At 59.1% G+C, this 13,441-nt stretch carries 11 protein-coding genes and 1 pseudogene; 11 read left to right on the forward strand and 1 reads right to left on the reverse strand.

Translation table 11 applies throughout. The features are described from left to right. Window positions 1-191 precede the first annotated feature (191 nt). A pseudogene (locus SANT_RS02950) lies at window positions 192-1,359 on the reverse strand (MdtA/MuxA family multidrug efflux RND transporter periplasmic adaptor subunit); the annotation flags it as partial. Between the two features lie 979 nt (window positions 1,360-2,338). On the opposite strand from SANT_RS02950, the gene SANT_RS02960 reads away from it, so the two are divergent. From SANT_RS02960 to SANT_RS03010, 11 genes are all read left to right on the forward strand, one after another. Further along, complete coding sequence (locus SANT_RS02960; RefSeq protein ID WP_025420813.1) at window positions 2,339-3,220, forward strand: winged helix-turn-helix domain-containing protein; 882 nt, start codon at window positions 2,339-2,341, stop codon at window positions 3,218-3,220. A 298-nt stretch (window positions 3,221-3,518) separates the two neighbouring features. After that, entirely contained in the window at window positions 3,519-4,289 is a 771-nt protein-coding gene (locus SANT_RS02965) for a helix-turn-helix domain-containing protein (protein ID WP_237234641.1), read from the forward strand. Continuing rightward, window positions 4,286-5,917, forward strand: coding sequence for a type III secretion system outer membrane ring subunit SctC (gene sctC, locus SANT_RS02970; RefSeq protein WP_025420815.1), 1,632 nt, complete (start codon window positions 4,286-4,288; stop codon window positions 5,915-5,917). Before SANT_RS02965 ends, sctC begins: the two co-directional genes overlap by 4 nt. Window positions 5,918-6,303: 386 nt before the next feature. Further along, complete coding sequence (locus SANT_RS02975) at window positions 6,304-8,346, forward strand: EscV/YscV/HrcV family type III secretion system export apparatus protein (protein WP_025420816.1); 2,043 nt, start codon at window positions 6,304-6,306, stop codon at window positions 8,344-8,346. 17 nt (window positions 8,347-8,363) lie between these two features. Then, window positions 8,364-8,765 carry an SPI-1 type III secretion system chaperone SpaK gene (gene spaK / locus SANT_RS02980; protein ID WP_025420817.1) on the forward strand — a complete coding sequence of 134 codons (402 nt, stop codon included), beginning with the start codon at window positions 8,364-8,366 and terminating at the stop codon, window positions 8,763-8,765. Beyond that, on the forward strand, window positions 8,766-10,061 hold the full coding sequence (gene sctN, locus SANT_RS02985) for a type III secretion system ATPase SctN (protein WP_025420818.1): 1,296 nt from the start codon (window positions 8,766-8,768) through the stop codon (window positions 10,059-10,061). Then, window positions 10,045-10,506, forward strand: coding sequence for a hypothetical protein (locus SANT_RS02990; protein ID WP_025420819.1), 462 nt, complete (start codon window positions 10,045-10,047; stop codon window positions 10,504-10,506). Before sctN ends, SANT_RS02990 begins: the two co-directional genes overlap by 17 nt. Continuing rightward, window positions 10,485-11,351, forward strand: coding sequence for a hypothetical protein (locus SANT_RS02995; protein WP_025420820.1), 867 nt, complete (start codon window positions 10,485-10,487; stop codon window positions 11,349-11,351). Before SANT_RS02990 ends, SANT_RS02995 begins: the two co-directional genes overlap by 22 nt. Further along, the gene (locus SANT_RS24580; RefSeq protein WP_200867267.1) at window positions 11,348-12,502 is read left to right on the forward strand and encodes a FliM/FliN family flagellar motor switch protein; all 1,155 of its coding nucleotides are present in this window, start codon (window positions 11,348-11,350) and stop codon (window positions 12,500-12,502) included. Before SANT_RS02995 ends, SANT_RS24580 begins: the two co-directional genes overlap by 4 nt. A 7-nt stretch (window positions 12,503-12,509) precedes the next feature. Then, window positions 12,510-13,184 carry an EscR/YscR/HrcR family type III secretion system export apparatus protein gene (locus SANT_RS03005; RefSeq protein ID WP_025420822.1) on the forward strand — a complete coding sequence of 225 codons (675 nt, stop codon included), beginning with the start codon at window positions 12,510-12,512 and terminating at the stop codon, window positions 13,182-13,184. After that, on the forward strand, window positions 13,181-13,441 hold the full coding sequence (locus tag SANT_RS03010; RefSeq protein ID WP_025420823.1) for an EscS/YscS/HrcS family type III secretion system export apparatus protein: 261 nt from the start codon (window positions 13,181-13,183) through the stop codon (window positions 13,439-13,441). The genes SANT_RS03005 and SANT_RS03010 overlap by 4 nt, the downstream gene beginning before the upstream one ends.

Consider the following 13,441-nt stretch of genomic DNA (forward strand, 5'->3'; position numbering starts at 1 on the left):
TGCCGCCTTGCCGTTACCGCCCGAGGAACCCTTCGCCGCGCCATCACCGCCGGTCGTGCCGTCAATTGACTTGGCGCCGCCGTTACCGCCCGTGGCGCCGCTATCCGTTGTGCCGGCGCTGCCCTTGACGCGAGTCGCACTGCCGGGCGCGCCGCTTTCCACGGCACTGCCGCCGCCGGTATCGTTGTCGCTGACGATCGTCACTTTCGCGCCGTTGCTCAACCGGTCAATGCCTTCGGTGACCACCCGTTCGCCCGGCGATACGCCGCTCAGAACGGCCTGTAGCGAGGTGCCGAAGCTCGGTCCCGCTTTGACCTGACGGCGTTCGACGCTGTTATCCTGCTTGATGACATACACGAAATCCCCGTCGCTGCTCAGCTGTAAGGCCTGGGCGGGGATAACCGTCGCGCCCGCCAGTACATTCGTTTGCAAACGCACATTCACAAATTGATTGGGATAGAGTTTTTCATCGTGATTGGCAAACATGGCTTTAAGCTTGATGCTGCCGGTCTCGCTGTCGATTTCGTTGCTGATAAAGTTCAGCTCTCCCTGCGCCAGCTCGGTCGTGCCATCTTGATCCAGCGCGGTGGCGGGCAAGGTTTGGCCGTGATGCAAAGCCTGTAGTAGCGTAGGTAAATTGGCCTGCGGCACGCTGAAAGTGACGGCGATAGGTTGGGTCTGGGTAATGGTCACGATGCCGGTGGTGTCGCTGCTATGCACCATATTGCCGGGATCCACCAGCCGCAGCCCGACCCGGCCGCTGACCGGCGCGGTGATCCGCGCATATTCCAGATCCAATTTCGCGGCGTCAATCTGCGCCTGATAAGATTTGATTGCCCCGGCGTACTGGCCTACGGTGGCGGTCTGGGTTTCTAAATCCTGACGCGACAGGGAATCCTGCGCATAGAGTTTTTGATAACGCGCCAGCGTCAGCTGCGCGCTCTTCAGCAGCGCTTGGTTTTGCGCCAAATCGCCCTGATATTGCTCTAGGCTGGCCTGATAGCTGCGCGGGTCGATCTGCGCCAGTAACTGCCCCTGCTCCACCTTCTGTCCTTCGGTAAAATAGACTTTGAGCAGTTGGCCATCCACCCGGCTGGTTACGGTCACGCTGGCGTTCGCCACCACCGTGCCCAAGGCCGATAAGGTGACGGGAACATCCGCCTGCTTGGCGACACCGCCGTGTACCGCCGTCGGGCCGCCCATGCCCATTCTCATACCGCCCGGCCGACCGGTCGGGGCAGCGCCGCTGCCGCTGTGGTGAGCGAAGAGGTAATAACCGAGGCCGGCAATCAACAACAGTATCAAAACCACCACTAAAACATTACGCCACTTAATCGTCTGCTTTGAATATCTTCTCATGGGATGGGGCTGGCCAGTTCGGGTTAAAATCGTGTTATCTTAACAGATTAAAGTAATTCGGATGCTTATTCTGTAAGCGTTTCGTCAAAAAGCGTTTCATTTGCCGTATCGCCCCCGCCGCCGCGTAACGTGGTGCCAAGACGGGTCGGACGTAGGGATTTCGGCCTCCCATCGCGTCAAAAAGAGAGAAACAGGATGCTGCGCCCGTTTAGGTGCGCAACATCGGTTAGTCCACGGTTAAGCGCTGACGCCTGTCAAGTATAGCGGCTTGGGGCATAAGGGTCAGACGCGGCGGCATGCGTCCGCGCGGTACACGGTGCGCAGTAATACGCATCGGCGGCACGCGTCCGCGCGGATATACGGCGCGCAGTAATACGCACCGGCGGCGTTTGTCCGCGCGGCATACGGCGCGCAGTAATACGCACCGGCGGCGTTTGTCCGCGCGGTACACGGTGCGCAGTAATACGCACCGGCGGCGTTTGTCCGCGCGATACGCTGACGATCTCGAGATAGGGGAGCCGTGTTTCTTGGCCGCCGTGGGTTAAAACCTCAGAATGATCCAAATCGCCGCAGGGCAGGTCGAAGACGAACCGCCTTACGCGCAGGTCATCGTAGTAAGGATTAAATTAATTATTCTAAATATGATTATATTATTTTTATAAACTATATCGGTTATAATTCTGCTCAGCTTTAATTGCACTATTTCTTCACAGGCATGCCGGGTTAATCACTTTTTTAGCGCTCAATTTTCCGTCGGTTTATAGCTTCGTATGTTTATCTTTGGTTTAAGTCAATACTATAACCTTTAATAATTAGATGAGGGTTAATTCGTTAAACCCGAAGATAAATAATCATTATTTTTAGCAGCGAATTAAGGATTGCATTGAAGAATGATGCATTTGCCATGAGCTACGCTGGACACTATTCCGTGCTGAAATAATGAAATGGAAGTTTATCGGGCAACAGGAGATATTAAAGGATGGATATAGCTCTGAAAAAAAATCAGGCGTCTTGCGCATGTACGCCTTTAGCGCCCATCGGCCCGGCTGGCGGAGGCAAAAATACTCTGCCGCCCGTACAGTACGCTTTTGGCGATTTTCTGCTGAACTCCTCCCGCGTGTTGTTTCATAAAGACAAACGGCTCAGCATCTCCCCCAAGGAACTGGGGGTGCTGAGTTTATTACTGGAATCCGCCGGCGAACTGGTGACCAAGGCGCAGATTATTCATGAAGTCTGGTACGGCGGCAATGTCGGCGAAGAATCGCTGACGCGCTGTATCTACGTGCTGCGGCGTATCTTACAAGAGGAGAAAGATCACCGCTATATCGATACGGTTTACGGTAAGGGCTACCGGTTTACGCTGCCGGTCACGCGCATCTTGCCCGCCCGGCCCGGAATGCCGGCGCGCTGCGTGCTGGCGGTATTTCCCTTCCGGCTGGCCGGTGATATCGACACCGTCGGTTTGCAGGATGCCATCGTACAGCAACTGGCGCCCTGCTCGCCGCTGGGATTGCATGTGTTGCCGACCTCGCTGACCATGAACTGTCGCACCACTGACGCCACGCTGCAATTGCTGGACAAAATCCGGCCGGACTATTACCTCACCGGTTACGAGCTGAACCTCGGCGGCGCGCCCTCGCTACGGATTGAGCTGATGCGCGCCGAGGATCATCTGGTGCTGCTGCGTGAACGGGTGGCCAAAGCCCATTTGGGGGGCGAAGGGCGCTTTCTGCGCACGCTGAAGCCTCTGATTTTGGGCGCGCTGCCCGGTATGAAGGCGATGGGACTGGCGGCGGGGAAGACAGCGGAGGGGGAGATCGGTCGGTCAGCTATGCCGGGACAGGAGGAAAGAAAAAAATGAGCCGGTCGCCACGGCCGATGCATTGTAAAGCGCGCCGACGGCGGCGGGCCCAGTAAGCGCCTGCGCGTCGGGCGCATTATTTCGCGGCGTAACCTAAGTCCCGATAAATCGGGTGGTCTCCTCGCCATTGCCTGGAATGAGAGAAAGCGTTTACCACGCGTCAGGCATGCTGTGAGCGTTTAAGCCATGAGAGGCTTCTGCAATTATTTCTCACCCTGAGTCATATTTTCATCATGATTTCTTTGAAAGAGACAGGCAATGTATGGCTATGAATATTAAGCAAAAGCGAACTGAGATAATGATGAGCAAAGAAATCATTGTCTCACCCGCTTCGCTGCTGAATGAATATCATCAGCAGGATATCTCGGAGCCAAAATGCTGGTTGCTGGAAATTCCCGATGGTGATTGCGATATTCATGTTCGCTGGGCGAATGAATCGTCGCGTCTGACATTATCCGCCGGATGGCGCGGCATGCTGTTAATGCAGCGCTTGAATCTGGCTCTGCGCGCCGGTACAGCGCGGCATCAGGAATTACCGCTCTTTGCCCTGGCAAAATTACAGGTATTTATCGACGAGTCCCGCGGCGTGCAGGTGGATTACGCCCAGCAGCAATGGGCGCAGATCGAGTTGCATGATTTTCCGCATATTGGCACCTGCGCCGATATAGAGCAGTGGATGCTGGGGAATTATCAGAGCGCGCCGTCCCAAATGAATGCGCTGGCGGTATTTTTGCGCCAGACGGAGTGTTATTGGTTAATACGATTTCTATTAAATGAGTCTGTCAATAATGGCAAGTTGAACGTTCTCGGCGCGCGTTACGGCCTGTCTTATTCACATTTCCGCCGCCTGTGCCGCAACGCGCTGGGAAACTCGGCTAAAAATGAGCTGCGGGGCTGGCGTATCGCCAGGGCGCTGCTGGATATGGTCGAAGAGCGGCAAAGCCTCACCGAGGTCGCCATGCGCTATGGCTATGCCTCATCCTCGCACCTCTCCAACGATGTCAGAGACGCCTTTGGGGTCTCCCCCCGCGGGATATGGAATATGATCAACAAGAAAGCGGAACAATGAATAACATCGCTCAGATAAGCCGCGGCCTGCTCTGCGTTATGTTGCTCGCCTGCGCCGGCCCGCGCGTCGACGTTCGCGCGGCGGAATTATCCCGGCAAGGCGAAGGTTATGTAGCCAATAAAGACGGCGTGAAAGTCTTTTTCGATGCGCTGTCGGCACGCCTTAATCAACCGGTGATTGTCAGCAAACTGGCGGCGCGCAAGCAGATAAGCGGCGAGTTCGACCTGGCGGATGCGCGGGCGCTTTTGACGCGCATTACCCAACAAATGGGGTTGATGTGGTACAGCGACGGCCAGGCAATCTATATTTATGACGCCAGCGAAATGCGCCATGCGGTGGTGGCGCTGCGCAGCATTTCACCGGCGGCGCTGCGCCATTTTCTCCAGCAGGCCCAATTGCACGATTCGCGCTACCCGCTGCGGGGAGATCCCGGTGGTCACGTCCTTTATCTCTCGGGGCCGCCGGTTTATATCGAGCTGGTGGAGAATGCGGCCCGCCTGCTGGATAAGGAGCCGGACGGCATACACGAGCGCGAGCAGGCCGAGGTTATCCCGCTAAGTTACACCTTTGTCGGCGATCGCCATTACGCATTGCGCGGCGAGAAAGTGACTATTCCCGGTATCGCCACGGTAATCGAGCGGCTGATGAGGCGGGAAGGGCGCCTGCCTGTCGTCGAGCCCCCCAGCCCGCTCACGTCCGCAGAGGCGCTGCTTCCCGCGGTGGACGCGCGCGGGGAACAGGACGTGGAATCGCCGCTGTGGCCGGTGCAGGTTATCGCCAATCCCAGCAACAACAGCCTGCTGGTCAAGGGGAGCGGCCGCCAGGTGCAATTTGTGCGCAATCTAGTGCATTCACTGGATATTCCTAAGCGCCACGTGGAGCTATCGTTATGGATAATCGATCTGGAGAAAAGCGACCTCGATCAGTTCGGCATCAATTGGCAGGGCGGCACCCGCATCGGCCAGCGGGGGGGCGTCACCTTTAATCAAGGATCCTATAGCGCCTTGGACGGTACGCGATTTGTCGCGTCAATATTGGCGCTGGCCAAAAAACACCGCGCCAACATTGTTTCTCGGCCGATTATCCTGACCCAGGAGAACGTGCCGGCGATTTTCGACAATAACCGGACCTTTTATACGCGGCTTCTGGGCGAGCGCAGCGTGGAGCTGCGCGAAGTGACCTACGGCACCATGATAAGCCTCCTGCCGCGGTTTTCCGGCGACGATGAGGTGGAGATGGCGCTGACGATCGAAGACGGCGGCGAAGTCGCCCGGCAGCACAGAAATCCGGGGCCGGATGACCTGCCGGAAGTGGGGCGCACCCATATCAGCACGGTGGCGCGCGTGCCGCGGGGAAAGAGCCTGCTGATTGGCGGCTATACCCGGGATGAGATTCGGGATAACCGCGGGCGATTACCCGGTCTGGGGTCGATACCGCTGATTGGCGGTCTGTTTCGCCATCGCGTCGATAAGCAGGCCAATATGGTCAGAATTTTTCTCATCCAACCGCGGGAAATTTCCGCGCCGCTGCAGCAGGACGCCGCCGCGTTTGCCCGTTCCATCGCCGCACGCAGCCATGAGGGTATATTGAAGGACTGGGCCGATAATTACCTCGCCAGCCAGCAGTAACCGTCCAAATAACACGGCGGCGGGAGATAACAAGGCGGTGAAAATTCTTATTAGCCGAGAAAATGTGCGCCGGTTTACCCGGCGGTGAGCAAATGTGGTTAATATGAGCAAGGTTATCCCGTCCGCTGACACGATATTGTCGCGCGACCTTATCAAGGCCGCGGCGCGGCCGTGATTCCGACCGCCGTCTTTCATTTATCTCCGCGGCTGCGATAATTATTAATCATGCATATAATTTTTCATCATAAAAATAAAAATGCTGTTGGGATCGCGCGGGCGGCCCGGCGCTAGTGCGGTTAACGCGTCGCCGCTCGACGGGAATAACGGGCGGCGGACGTCGCGTCCTTGCTTGATATCTATCTGGCTGAACGAAATGGATCATTCACGTGCTTAATCGATTTTTAAACCACATTCATTCCCGTCCTGAATTACTGATTCTGGTATTGGTGATTACAATCATTGCCATGCTCATAATTCCACTACCGACCTATTTGGTGGATTTTCTTATCGGCCTGAACATTGTCATCGCCATGCTGGTATTCATGGGGGCGTTTTATATCGATCGCATTTTAAGCTTTTCGACGTTTCCCGCGGTGCTGTTAATAACGACCCTGTTCAGACTGGCGCTGACGATAAGCACCAGTCGGCTTATCCTGACCGACGCCGACGCTGGCGAAATTATTGCCACCTTCGGCCAGTTTGTCATCGGCGATAACCTGGTGGTGGGGTTCGTCATTTTTGCCATCGTGACCGTGGTTCAGTTCATCGTCATCACGAAAGGCTCTGAACGTGTCGCCGAAGTGGCCGCGCGCTTTTGTCTGGACGGGATGCCCGGCAAGCAGATGAGTATTGACGCCGACCTGCGCGGCGGCGTGATCGACGCCGAAGGCGCCCGCGAGCGGCGCAGCGTGCTGGAACGTGAAAGTCAGCTCTACGGCGCGTTCGACGGCGCGATGAAGTTTATTAAGGGCGATGCGATCGCCAGCATTATCGTCGCCTTCGTCAACTTTATCGGCGGCATCGCGGTAGGCATGAACCAGCATCACATGGATCTGTCTCAGGCGTTGTCCACGTTTACGCTTTTGACCATCGGCGACGGGCTGGTCGGCCAGATCCCGGCGCTACTGATCTCGATTAGTGCAGGCCTCATCGTCACCCGAGTCAACGGCGATGGCGATAATCTGGGCCGCAATATCATGCAGCAATTGCTGGGAAACCCCTTCGTGCTGCTTGTCACCGCCGTGCTGGCGCTGTCCATTGGTATGCTGCCCGGCTTTCCGCTGCCGGTGTTCGTTATGCTGGCGATGGCGCTCGGGACATTGCTGCTGATGCGCCAGCGGCAAACCCGCACCGTCCCGCTGCCCGCGCCCGCGGACTACGCCGGCGGCATGACGCTGCGCGCCGGAACCGGGGACGGCCAGCCGGCCGGCGGCTATCCGGATCGGATGATGCCCGAGGCGCTGGCGGTGATCCTACAGGTGTCGCGCGCCAATTACGCCCGGCTGGAAAAAGAGCAATTATGCGAACGACTGCGCGGCCAGTTCCTTATCGACTTTGGCGTCACGTTGCCGCCTCTGATGCTACGCCCCTGTGAACATACGGACGATCGGACGGTAGGGGTACTGCTTAATGAAATCCGCGCCGACACCTTCACCATCCACTTCGACATGTTGAGGCGCAGCATACCCGGCGACCGGCCCTGTCCGTCCGACGTGACATTGCATCAGGATCAGGAGGGCGTGTGGGCGTCGCCGGACGATCGGGAGACGCTGCTTGCCGCGGGTTGCGTGCTGCGCCCGGCGGTGGATGAACTCTATCACTGCTTCGCGGTGATGCTGACTCACCACGTCAACGAATTTTTTGGCGTGCAGGAAACCAAGCACTTGCTCGATCAAATGGAAGGCCATGCGCCCGATCTGCTCAAGGAAGTGTTGCGCCACGCTACGGTGCAGCGCATCGCCGAGCTGCTGCAGCGGCTGCTGATGGAGCGCATTTCCATTCGTCATTTGAAGCTGATTATGGAGGCGATGGCCCTGTGGGCGCCGCGGGAAAAAGATGTGTCCGCGCTGGTGGAGCACGTACGCTGCGCGCTGGCGCGCTATATCTGCCACCAATTCGCCACCGATAACCTGCTGCGGGTGGTCATGCTGTCGCCGGAAGTGGAGGAAACCCTTCGCGCCAGTATCCATACCACGTCGGCGGGCACTTTCCTGAATCTCAGTCCGCAGGTGTCGGAAGAATTAATGGCGTTATTTACCGCCGCCCTGGAAAACTTGCCCATCGTCCAGCGCGATATTGTGCTGCTGGCGGCGGCGGATATCCGACGTTTTATCAAATCACTTATTCAACATCGTTTTCGCGATTTGGAAGTGCTGTCATTCGGTGAATTAACGGACAGCGTAACCGTAAATGTCATCAAAACAATTTAAACCAAGAGGAATACGACATGTACGTTGATATTGCGGCATTGGTACGCGAGGCGCTGCTGGACAGCGGCTGCGATCCCAGTTTACTGGGTAATTTCGACAGTCATTCCACGATTGCGCTGGATTTTAATGACATGCCAAGTATTTATATCAGCAGCAGCGATGACGATATCTGGCTGTGGTCGCGCATTGCGGAATATCAGGACACTATCCTTGAGCAATGTTCGTATAACTTATTAAAAGAGTTGCTTGAAGGTGCGGAGTATATTCGCGGGGGGCATTTTTCGCTGGCTGAAAATGAAAGCTATCTTGAGCTTAAGGCGCTGCTGTTGCCTTGGTGTCTGGAGAACAAACAAAATTTCGCCAGTGCATTAAGCGGCTTCTTCGAGCGTTTGGAACGTTTCACTAAGGCGTTACGCTAAATGGAGCGGCCGCTGAGAATGCTGCGACGACAGGCGCTTCCCCTGCGTCTGTCGGGGCCAATTATTGAGGCGGCGCTGCCGGAGGTGGCGGTAGGCGAGATTTGCGAGATCCGCCGTCATTGGCGCTCGGGCGAAGTGATCGCTCATGCGCAGGTGCTGGGGTTTCACCGCGAGCGGACGGTGCTCAGCCTAATCGGCGCCGCCCACGGCCTGTCGCGGGAGATGCTGATCCATCCCACCGGCGGCCCGCTGCGGGTGGCGGTAGGCGACACGCTGCTCGGCACCATCATCCTGCCCTCGGGCCGGCTGAGTGAGCGCCTGGTGCCGCCGCCGCAGGCCGGCGCCGTTGAACTGCGCGCCATTGATGCGCCCGCGCCGGACTATCGTCAACGCGTGGGGGTGCGGCAACCCCTTATCACCGGCATCCGCGCGCTTGATGGGCTGTTGACCTGCGGCATCGGTCAACGCGTGGGTATTTTTTCCTCCGCCGGCTGCGGCAAAACCCTGCTAATGCATCAGCTGATTGCCCACGCCGACGCCGAGGTGTTCGTTATCGGCCTGGTGGGAGAGCGGGGTCGCGAGGTGACCGAATTCGCCGAGGCATTACGCCTTTCTCCCCGCCGACATCAATGCGTACTGGTGTATGCCACCTCCAATTACGCCTCCCTGGAGCGATGCAATGCCGCGCTGGTGGCGACGACGGTGGCGGAATACTTTCGCGATCAAGGCAAGCGGGTGGTGCTGTTCCTGGATTCCTTGACCCGCTTTGCCCGCGCGCTGCGGGATGTGGCCCTGGCCGCGGGCGAAGCGCCGGCCAGACGGGGCTACCCCGCTTCGGTGTTTGACGCGCTGCCGCGTCTTCTGGAGCGGCCGGGGAATACGCATACCGGCAGTATTACGGCATTTTACACGGTGCTGTTGGAAGGCGATGACGAGCCGGATCCCATCGCCGACGAAATCCGCTCGATTCTCGACGGCCATATTTACCTCAGCCGTAAACTGGCGGCGGCGAATCACTATCCGGCTATCGATATCCTGCGCAGCGCCAGCCGCGTGGCGGGGCAGGTGACCGAACCCCGGCAACAGTCGCTGGCCGGCGCCATTCGTGGCCTGATGACCCGGCTGGAGGAGATGCAGACCTTGATCGATTTAGGGGAGTATCGCCCTGGGGATAACGCGGAAAACGACCGGGCGCAGGCTAAAAAACAGGCGCTATGGGACTTCCTTCGCCAAGACGCCGATCGGGCGGAGGATGTCGGCCAGACGCTGAGGCTAATGCATGCCCTTGATACGTGATATCGAACGACTCAGCGCGCGCTGCGAGCTGCGTTGCCGCACGCTGACGGCGACGCTCGCGGCGCTGGCGCGGCAACGGGAAACGCTGACCTCCCGGCTCAAAACGCTGGGGGAGCAGCAGTGGGCCGTCGCGCGGCAAACGGCGCTTGTCCGGCCGCAGGGGGTCGTCGATCGCCGCGCATTGATGTTGCATCAGCAGCGGTTGATGGCCCTGCGCGAAGAAAGCCGGCGGCTGGCGGATCGGCAGCGGCAGATGGAACAGGCGGTGCTAGCGCTGGATAAGCAGCAGCGTGAGGTGCTTGGCCAACGGCGCGCGTGGCAGAGGAAGCGGGAAAAGTACGATGGCTGGCTCGAACGGCAGCGGCACGCCAATCGGTTAATGCAATTGTACCGGCAGGAGACAGAAACAGAGGAGATGATGACATGGAACCGCTCGCAAGGATAAGGGACTGGCCGTCCGCCACGGCGGCATCCCCGGCCATTACGCCGCTGGCGGAGAGAGTTTCCGCCTCATCGCCAGAGAATGTGCATGCAGACTGGCGCGCCGCGCCTTCATCGTGCGGCGGCGGGGAGCGCCAGCAGGTCGCCGTCGCGGAAGACCGCCCGCTGGAGGAGGGGGCATCAGCATGGGGGGAGCAGGCGTCTTCATCATGCTCTTCGTTGCAGGGGCAGTGGCGCAGGGCGGCACCGCTCGGCGCCGGCAAAGGGCGGCGGCACGGCGGTGCATGGTGCGCGGCGCGGACCGCGATATTTTCCCTGCGCGCCAGGGCCGCGGCGCTTCATGGGCCCGGTGCGGGCAGGTTGCGCGCACCGATCGCGCCGCCGGAGCCGCGAGCGTTGGCGGAAGCGCTTCATACGGCGCTGATCAAAGAGATAGAGCAAAGCCAGTGGCTGGCGCTGCAGCGCGCCGCCGATCCGCTGCTGATGTCCACAGCACTGGCCGAGCGCCAGGATCCTTACGCCGGGCGCCATGATGCACCCGGTGCCCGCTACCGGCAGAAACGGCGGGCGCCGCGCCAGCCGGAACCGCAGCCGCTGCCGTCCCCCGCGCCGCAGGAGATGACGGCGGCGACCGCGCAGTGGATCTATCGGTTCCGCGGCGATGAAGGGGATTTTGTGCGGATCCTGGCGGCGATGGATGAGGGGGGATATCGGCTGATCCCGTCCAGCCATCAGGTAAGGGATCGCCTGGCGGCGCATCTTCCGGGCGCGCCTGTGGGCGTTCGCCTGATGAATGTCCCGCCAGCGGCGTCGGCGTCGGCGCCGGGCCTGCCGGAGGCGCCGACGTGAAGGCATTTCGGTTACGCAGGCTGACGCCCGCCGACGTCCGCTGGCGGCGGCTGCAGGCGGCATGGAACGCCCAGGGCATGCCCGCCCGTTTGCGCTCTCCTCCAGAGGGTGTCTATCTGTCCATCGGCGACGATCGCTGGCGGGGAATGATCGATCCGCGTCAGTGGCTGGCCTGGCACAGTCCGCAACTGGCGGCGCTGGCGCGCGAGGCCATCAGCGATCGCCAAATCCAGGCGTTGATAGAGGCCATGCCGCAGCCTTTGTCTTTCGCGCCGGCGGTATTGTCAGGCCAGGCTCTGGAGATCGGCCCGCTGATGCACTATCGCACCGGCGCCGGCCCCTGTCTGTATCTGCCCGCGCAGGAGTGCCCGGTTTGGCTGACGCAATTCAACGCGCCGCTGCCCCCTATCCACGCCGCCGGTTTGCCCTGTCTTTCCGGCGTTCCCCTGGTAGTGGAATGGGTGATTGGCAGCAGTCTTCTTCCGGCGGCGATGCGCGGCCAACTGGCGTCCGGCGATGTCCTGCTTATCTCGCGGCTGACTCGCCAAGTGAAATGCCAAGGGCGTCCGATCGGTTTTTATTTACAACAGGAAGGAAAGATCAGCATGAAGGCCAATGATAACGATGAAGGCACGCTGGCCCCCGGCCATGTTTCTCTAACGCCCGATTTAGCTTTCGCCGCGGCCGATGCTGCCGCGAAGCCCGGTAATGCGCACGCCGCCGGTCAATCCCACAGCGCCTCCCGTAACGTAACGGCTGGCCACCCGCGGGAGTGCGGCAGTTATCCCGCGGCCTCTTCCGGTCTATCGCAGACGCCGGCCGACTCTGGCGCCGCCGGCGTCCCGCATTCCGACGCCGGCGGCGAGGGGCCAGCCCCGGCGGGGCGAACACCGCTTAGCGATGAGGGGGAGGATCCGCTGGCCAATCTGCCGCTGACGCTGGAATTTATTTTGCAGCGCCGTTATCTGTCGTTGGGGGAAATACAGCAGTTTAGTCAGGGAAAGGTACTGGAGCTGGATCCGGAGGGGGAAAAACATATCGAGATACGCGCCAATGGGCATCTGCTGGCGCTCGGCGAATTGGTACAGCTCGAAGGTCGCCTGGGCGTGGAGTTAATGGAGTTGTCGCTGGATAACCGCTATGACCGCTAATTTCGGCCTGCCCAACGAGATGAGCCTTATCGGGATCCTGGCGCTGGCGACGCTGTTGCCCTTTATCATCGCCTCCGGCACTTGTTATATCAAGTTCTCCATCGTCTTCGTTATGGTGCGCAACGCGCTGGGTTTGCAGCAGGTCCCCTCCAACCTCACCCTGAACGGCATCGCGCTGATGCTGGCGATGTTTATTATGGGGCCTATCGCCGGCGATGCCTACCATGCCTACCAGGCGCAGCCGGTAACACTGAGCAGCGCCGCCTCGGTACTGGAGTTTTTGGAAAACAGCATGGAGTCGTACCGGCATTATCTACAGAAATACGCCGATCCGCATCTGACGGCGTTCTTTGACCGGGCGCACGGCGGCGCGCACAACGCCGAGGCGACAGGCCATAACCCCTCGATGCTGGCGCTATTGCCCGCTTATGCGCTGAGTGAAATCAAGGACTCCTTCCGAATCGGCTTTTATCTGTACTTGCCGTTTGTGGTGGTGGACCTGCTTATCTCAAGCGTACTGCTGGCGCTTGGTATGATGATGATGAGCCCGATTACCCTCTCGGTGCCGATAAAGCTGGTGCTGTTTGTGGTGCTTGACGGCTGGACGCTGTTGTCGCAGGGGCTGGTGCTGCAATATCTCGATATGGGCGCCGGCGCGGATATGGCAGGAGGCCCGGGATGAATAATTTGTTGTTTGCCGGTAACAAAGCCCTGTATCTGGTGCTTATTATGGCGGCGGGGCCGATCATTGTGGCAACGCTTGTGGGATTGCTGGTGGGGCTGTGCCAAACCGTGTTGCAATTGCAAGAACAAACGCTGCCGTTCGGCATCAAACTGTTGAGCGTCACCCTGTGCCTTTTTTTGCTATCCGGCTGGTATGGCGAAACGCTGTTGCAGTTTGGCCATGAAGTGATAAGGATGGCGTTAAGCCGCGCCTGA

This window comes from Sodalis praecaptivus, from assembly GCF_000517425.1.
GTDB classification, from domain to species: Bacteria; Pseudomonadota; Gammaproteobacteria; order Enterobacterales; family Enterobacteriaceae; genus Sodalis_A; species Sodalis_A praecaptivus.

What these genes read in the sequence shown, in the direction of transcription:
- SANT_RS02990 (WP_025420819.1), top strand. Translation starts at nt 10,045, where the DNA reads ATGCCCTTGATACGTGATATCGAACGACTCAGCGCGCGCTGCGAGCTG.
- SANT_RS03010 (WP_025420823.1), top strand. Translation starts at nt 13,181, where the DNA reads ATGAATAATTTGTTGTTTGCCGGTAACAAAGCCCTGTATCTGGTGCTT.
- SANT_RS02960 (WP_025420813.1), top strand. Translation starts at nt 2,339, where the DNA reads ATGGATATAGCTCTGAAAAAAAATCAGGCGTCTTGCGCATGTACGCCT.
- spaK (WP_025420817.1), top strand. Translation starts at nt 8,364, where the DNA reads ATGTACGTTGATATTGCGGCATTGGTACGCGAGGCGCTGCTGGACAGC.
- sctC (WP_025420815.1), top strand. Translation starts at nt 4,286, where the DNA reads ATGAATAACATCGCTCAGATAAGCCGCGGCCTGCTCTGCGTTATGTTG.
- SANT_RS02995 (WP_025420820.1), top strand. Translation starts at nt 10,485, where the DNA reads ATGGAACCGCTCGCAAGGATAAGGGACTGGCCGTCCGCCACGGCGGCA.
- sctN (WP_025420818.1), top strand. Translation starts at nt 8,766, where the DNA reads ATGGAGCGGCCGCTGAGAATGCTGCGACGACAGGCGCTTCCCCTGCGT.
- SANT_RS02965 (WP_237234641.1), top strand. Translation starts at nt 3,519, where the DNA reads ATGATGAGCAAAGAAATCATTGTCTCACCCGCTTCGCTGCTGAATGAA.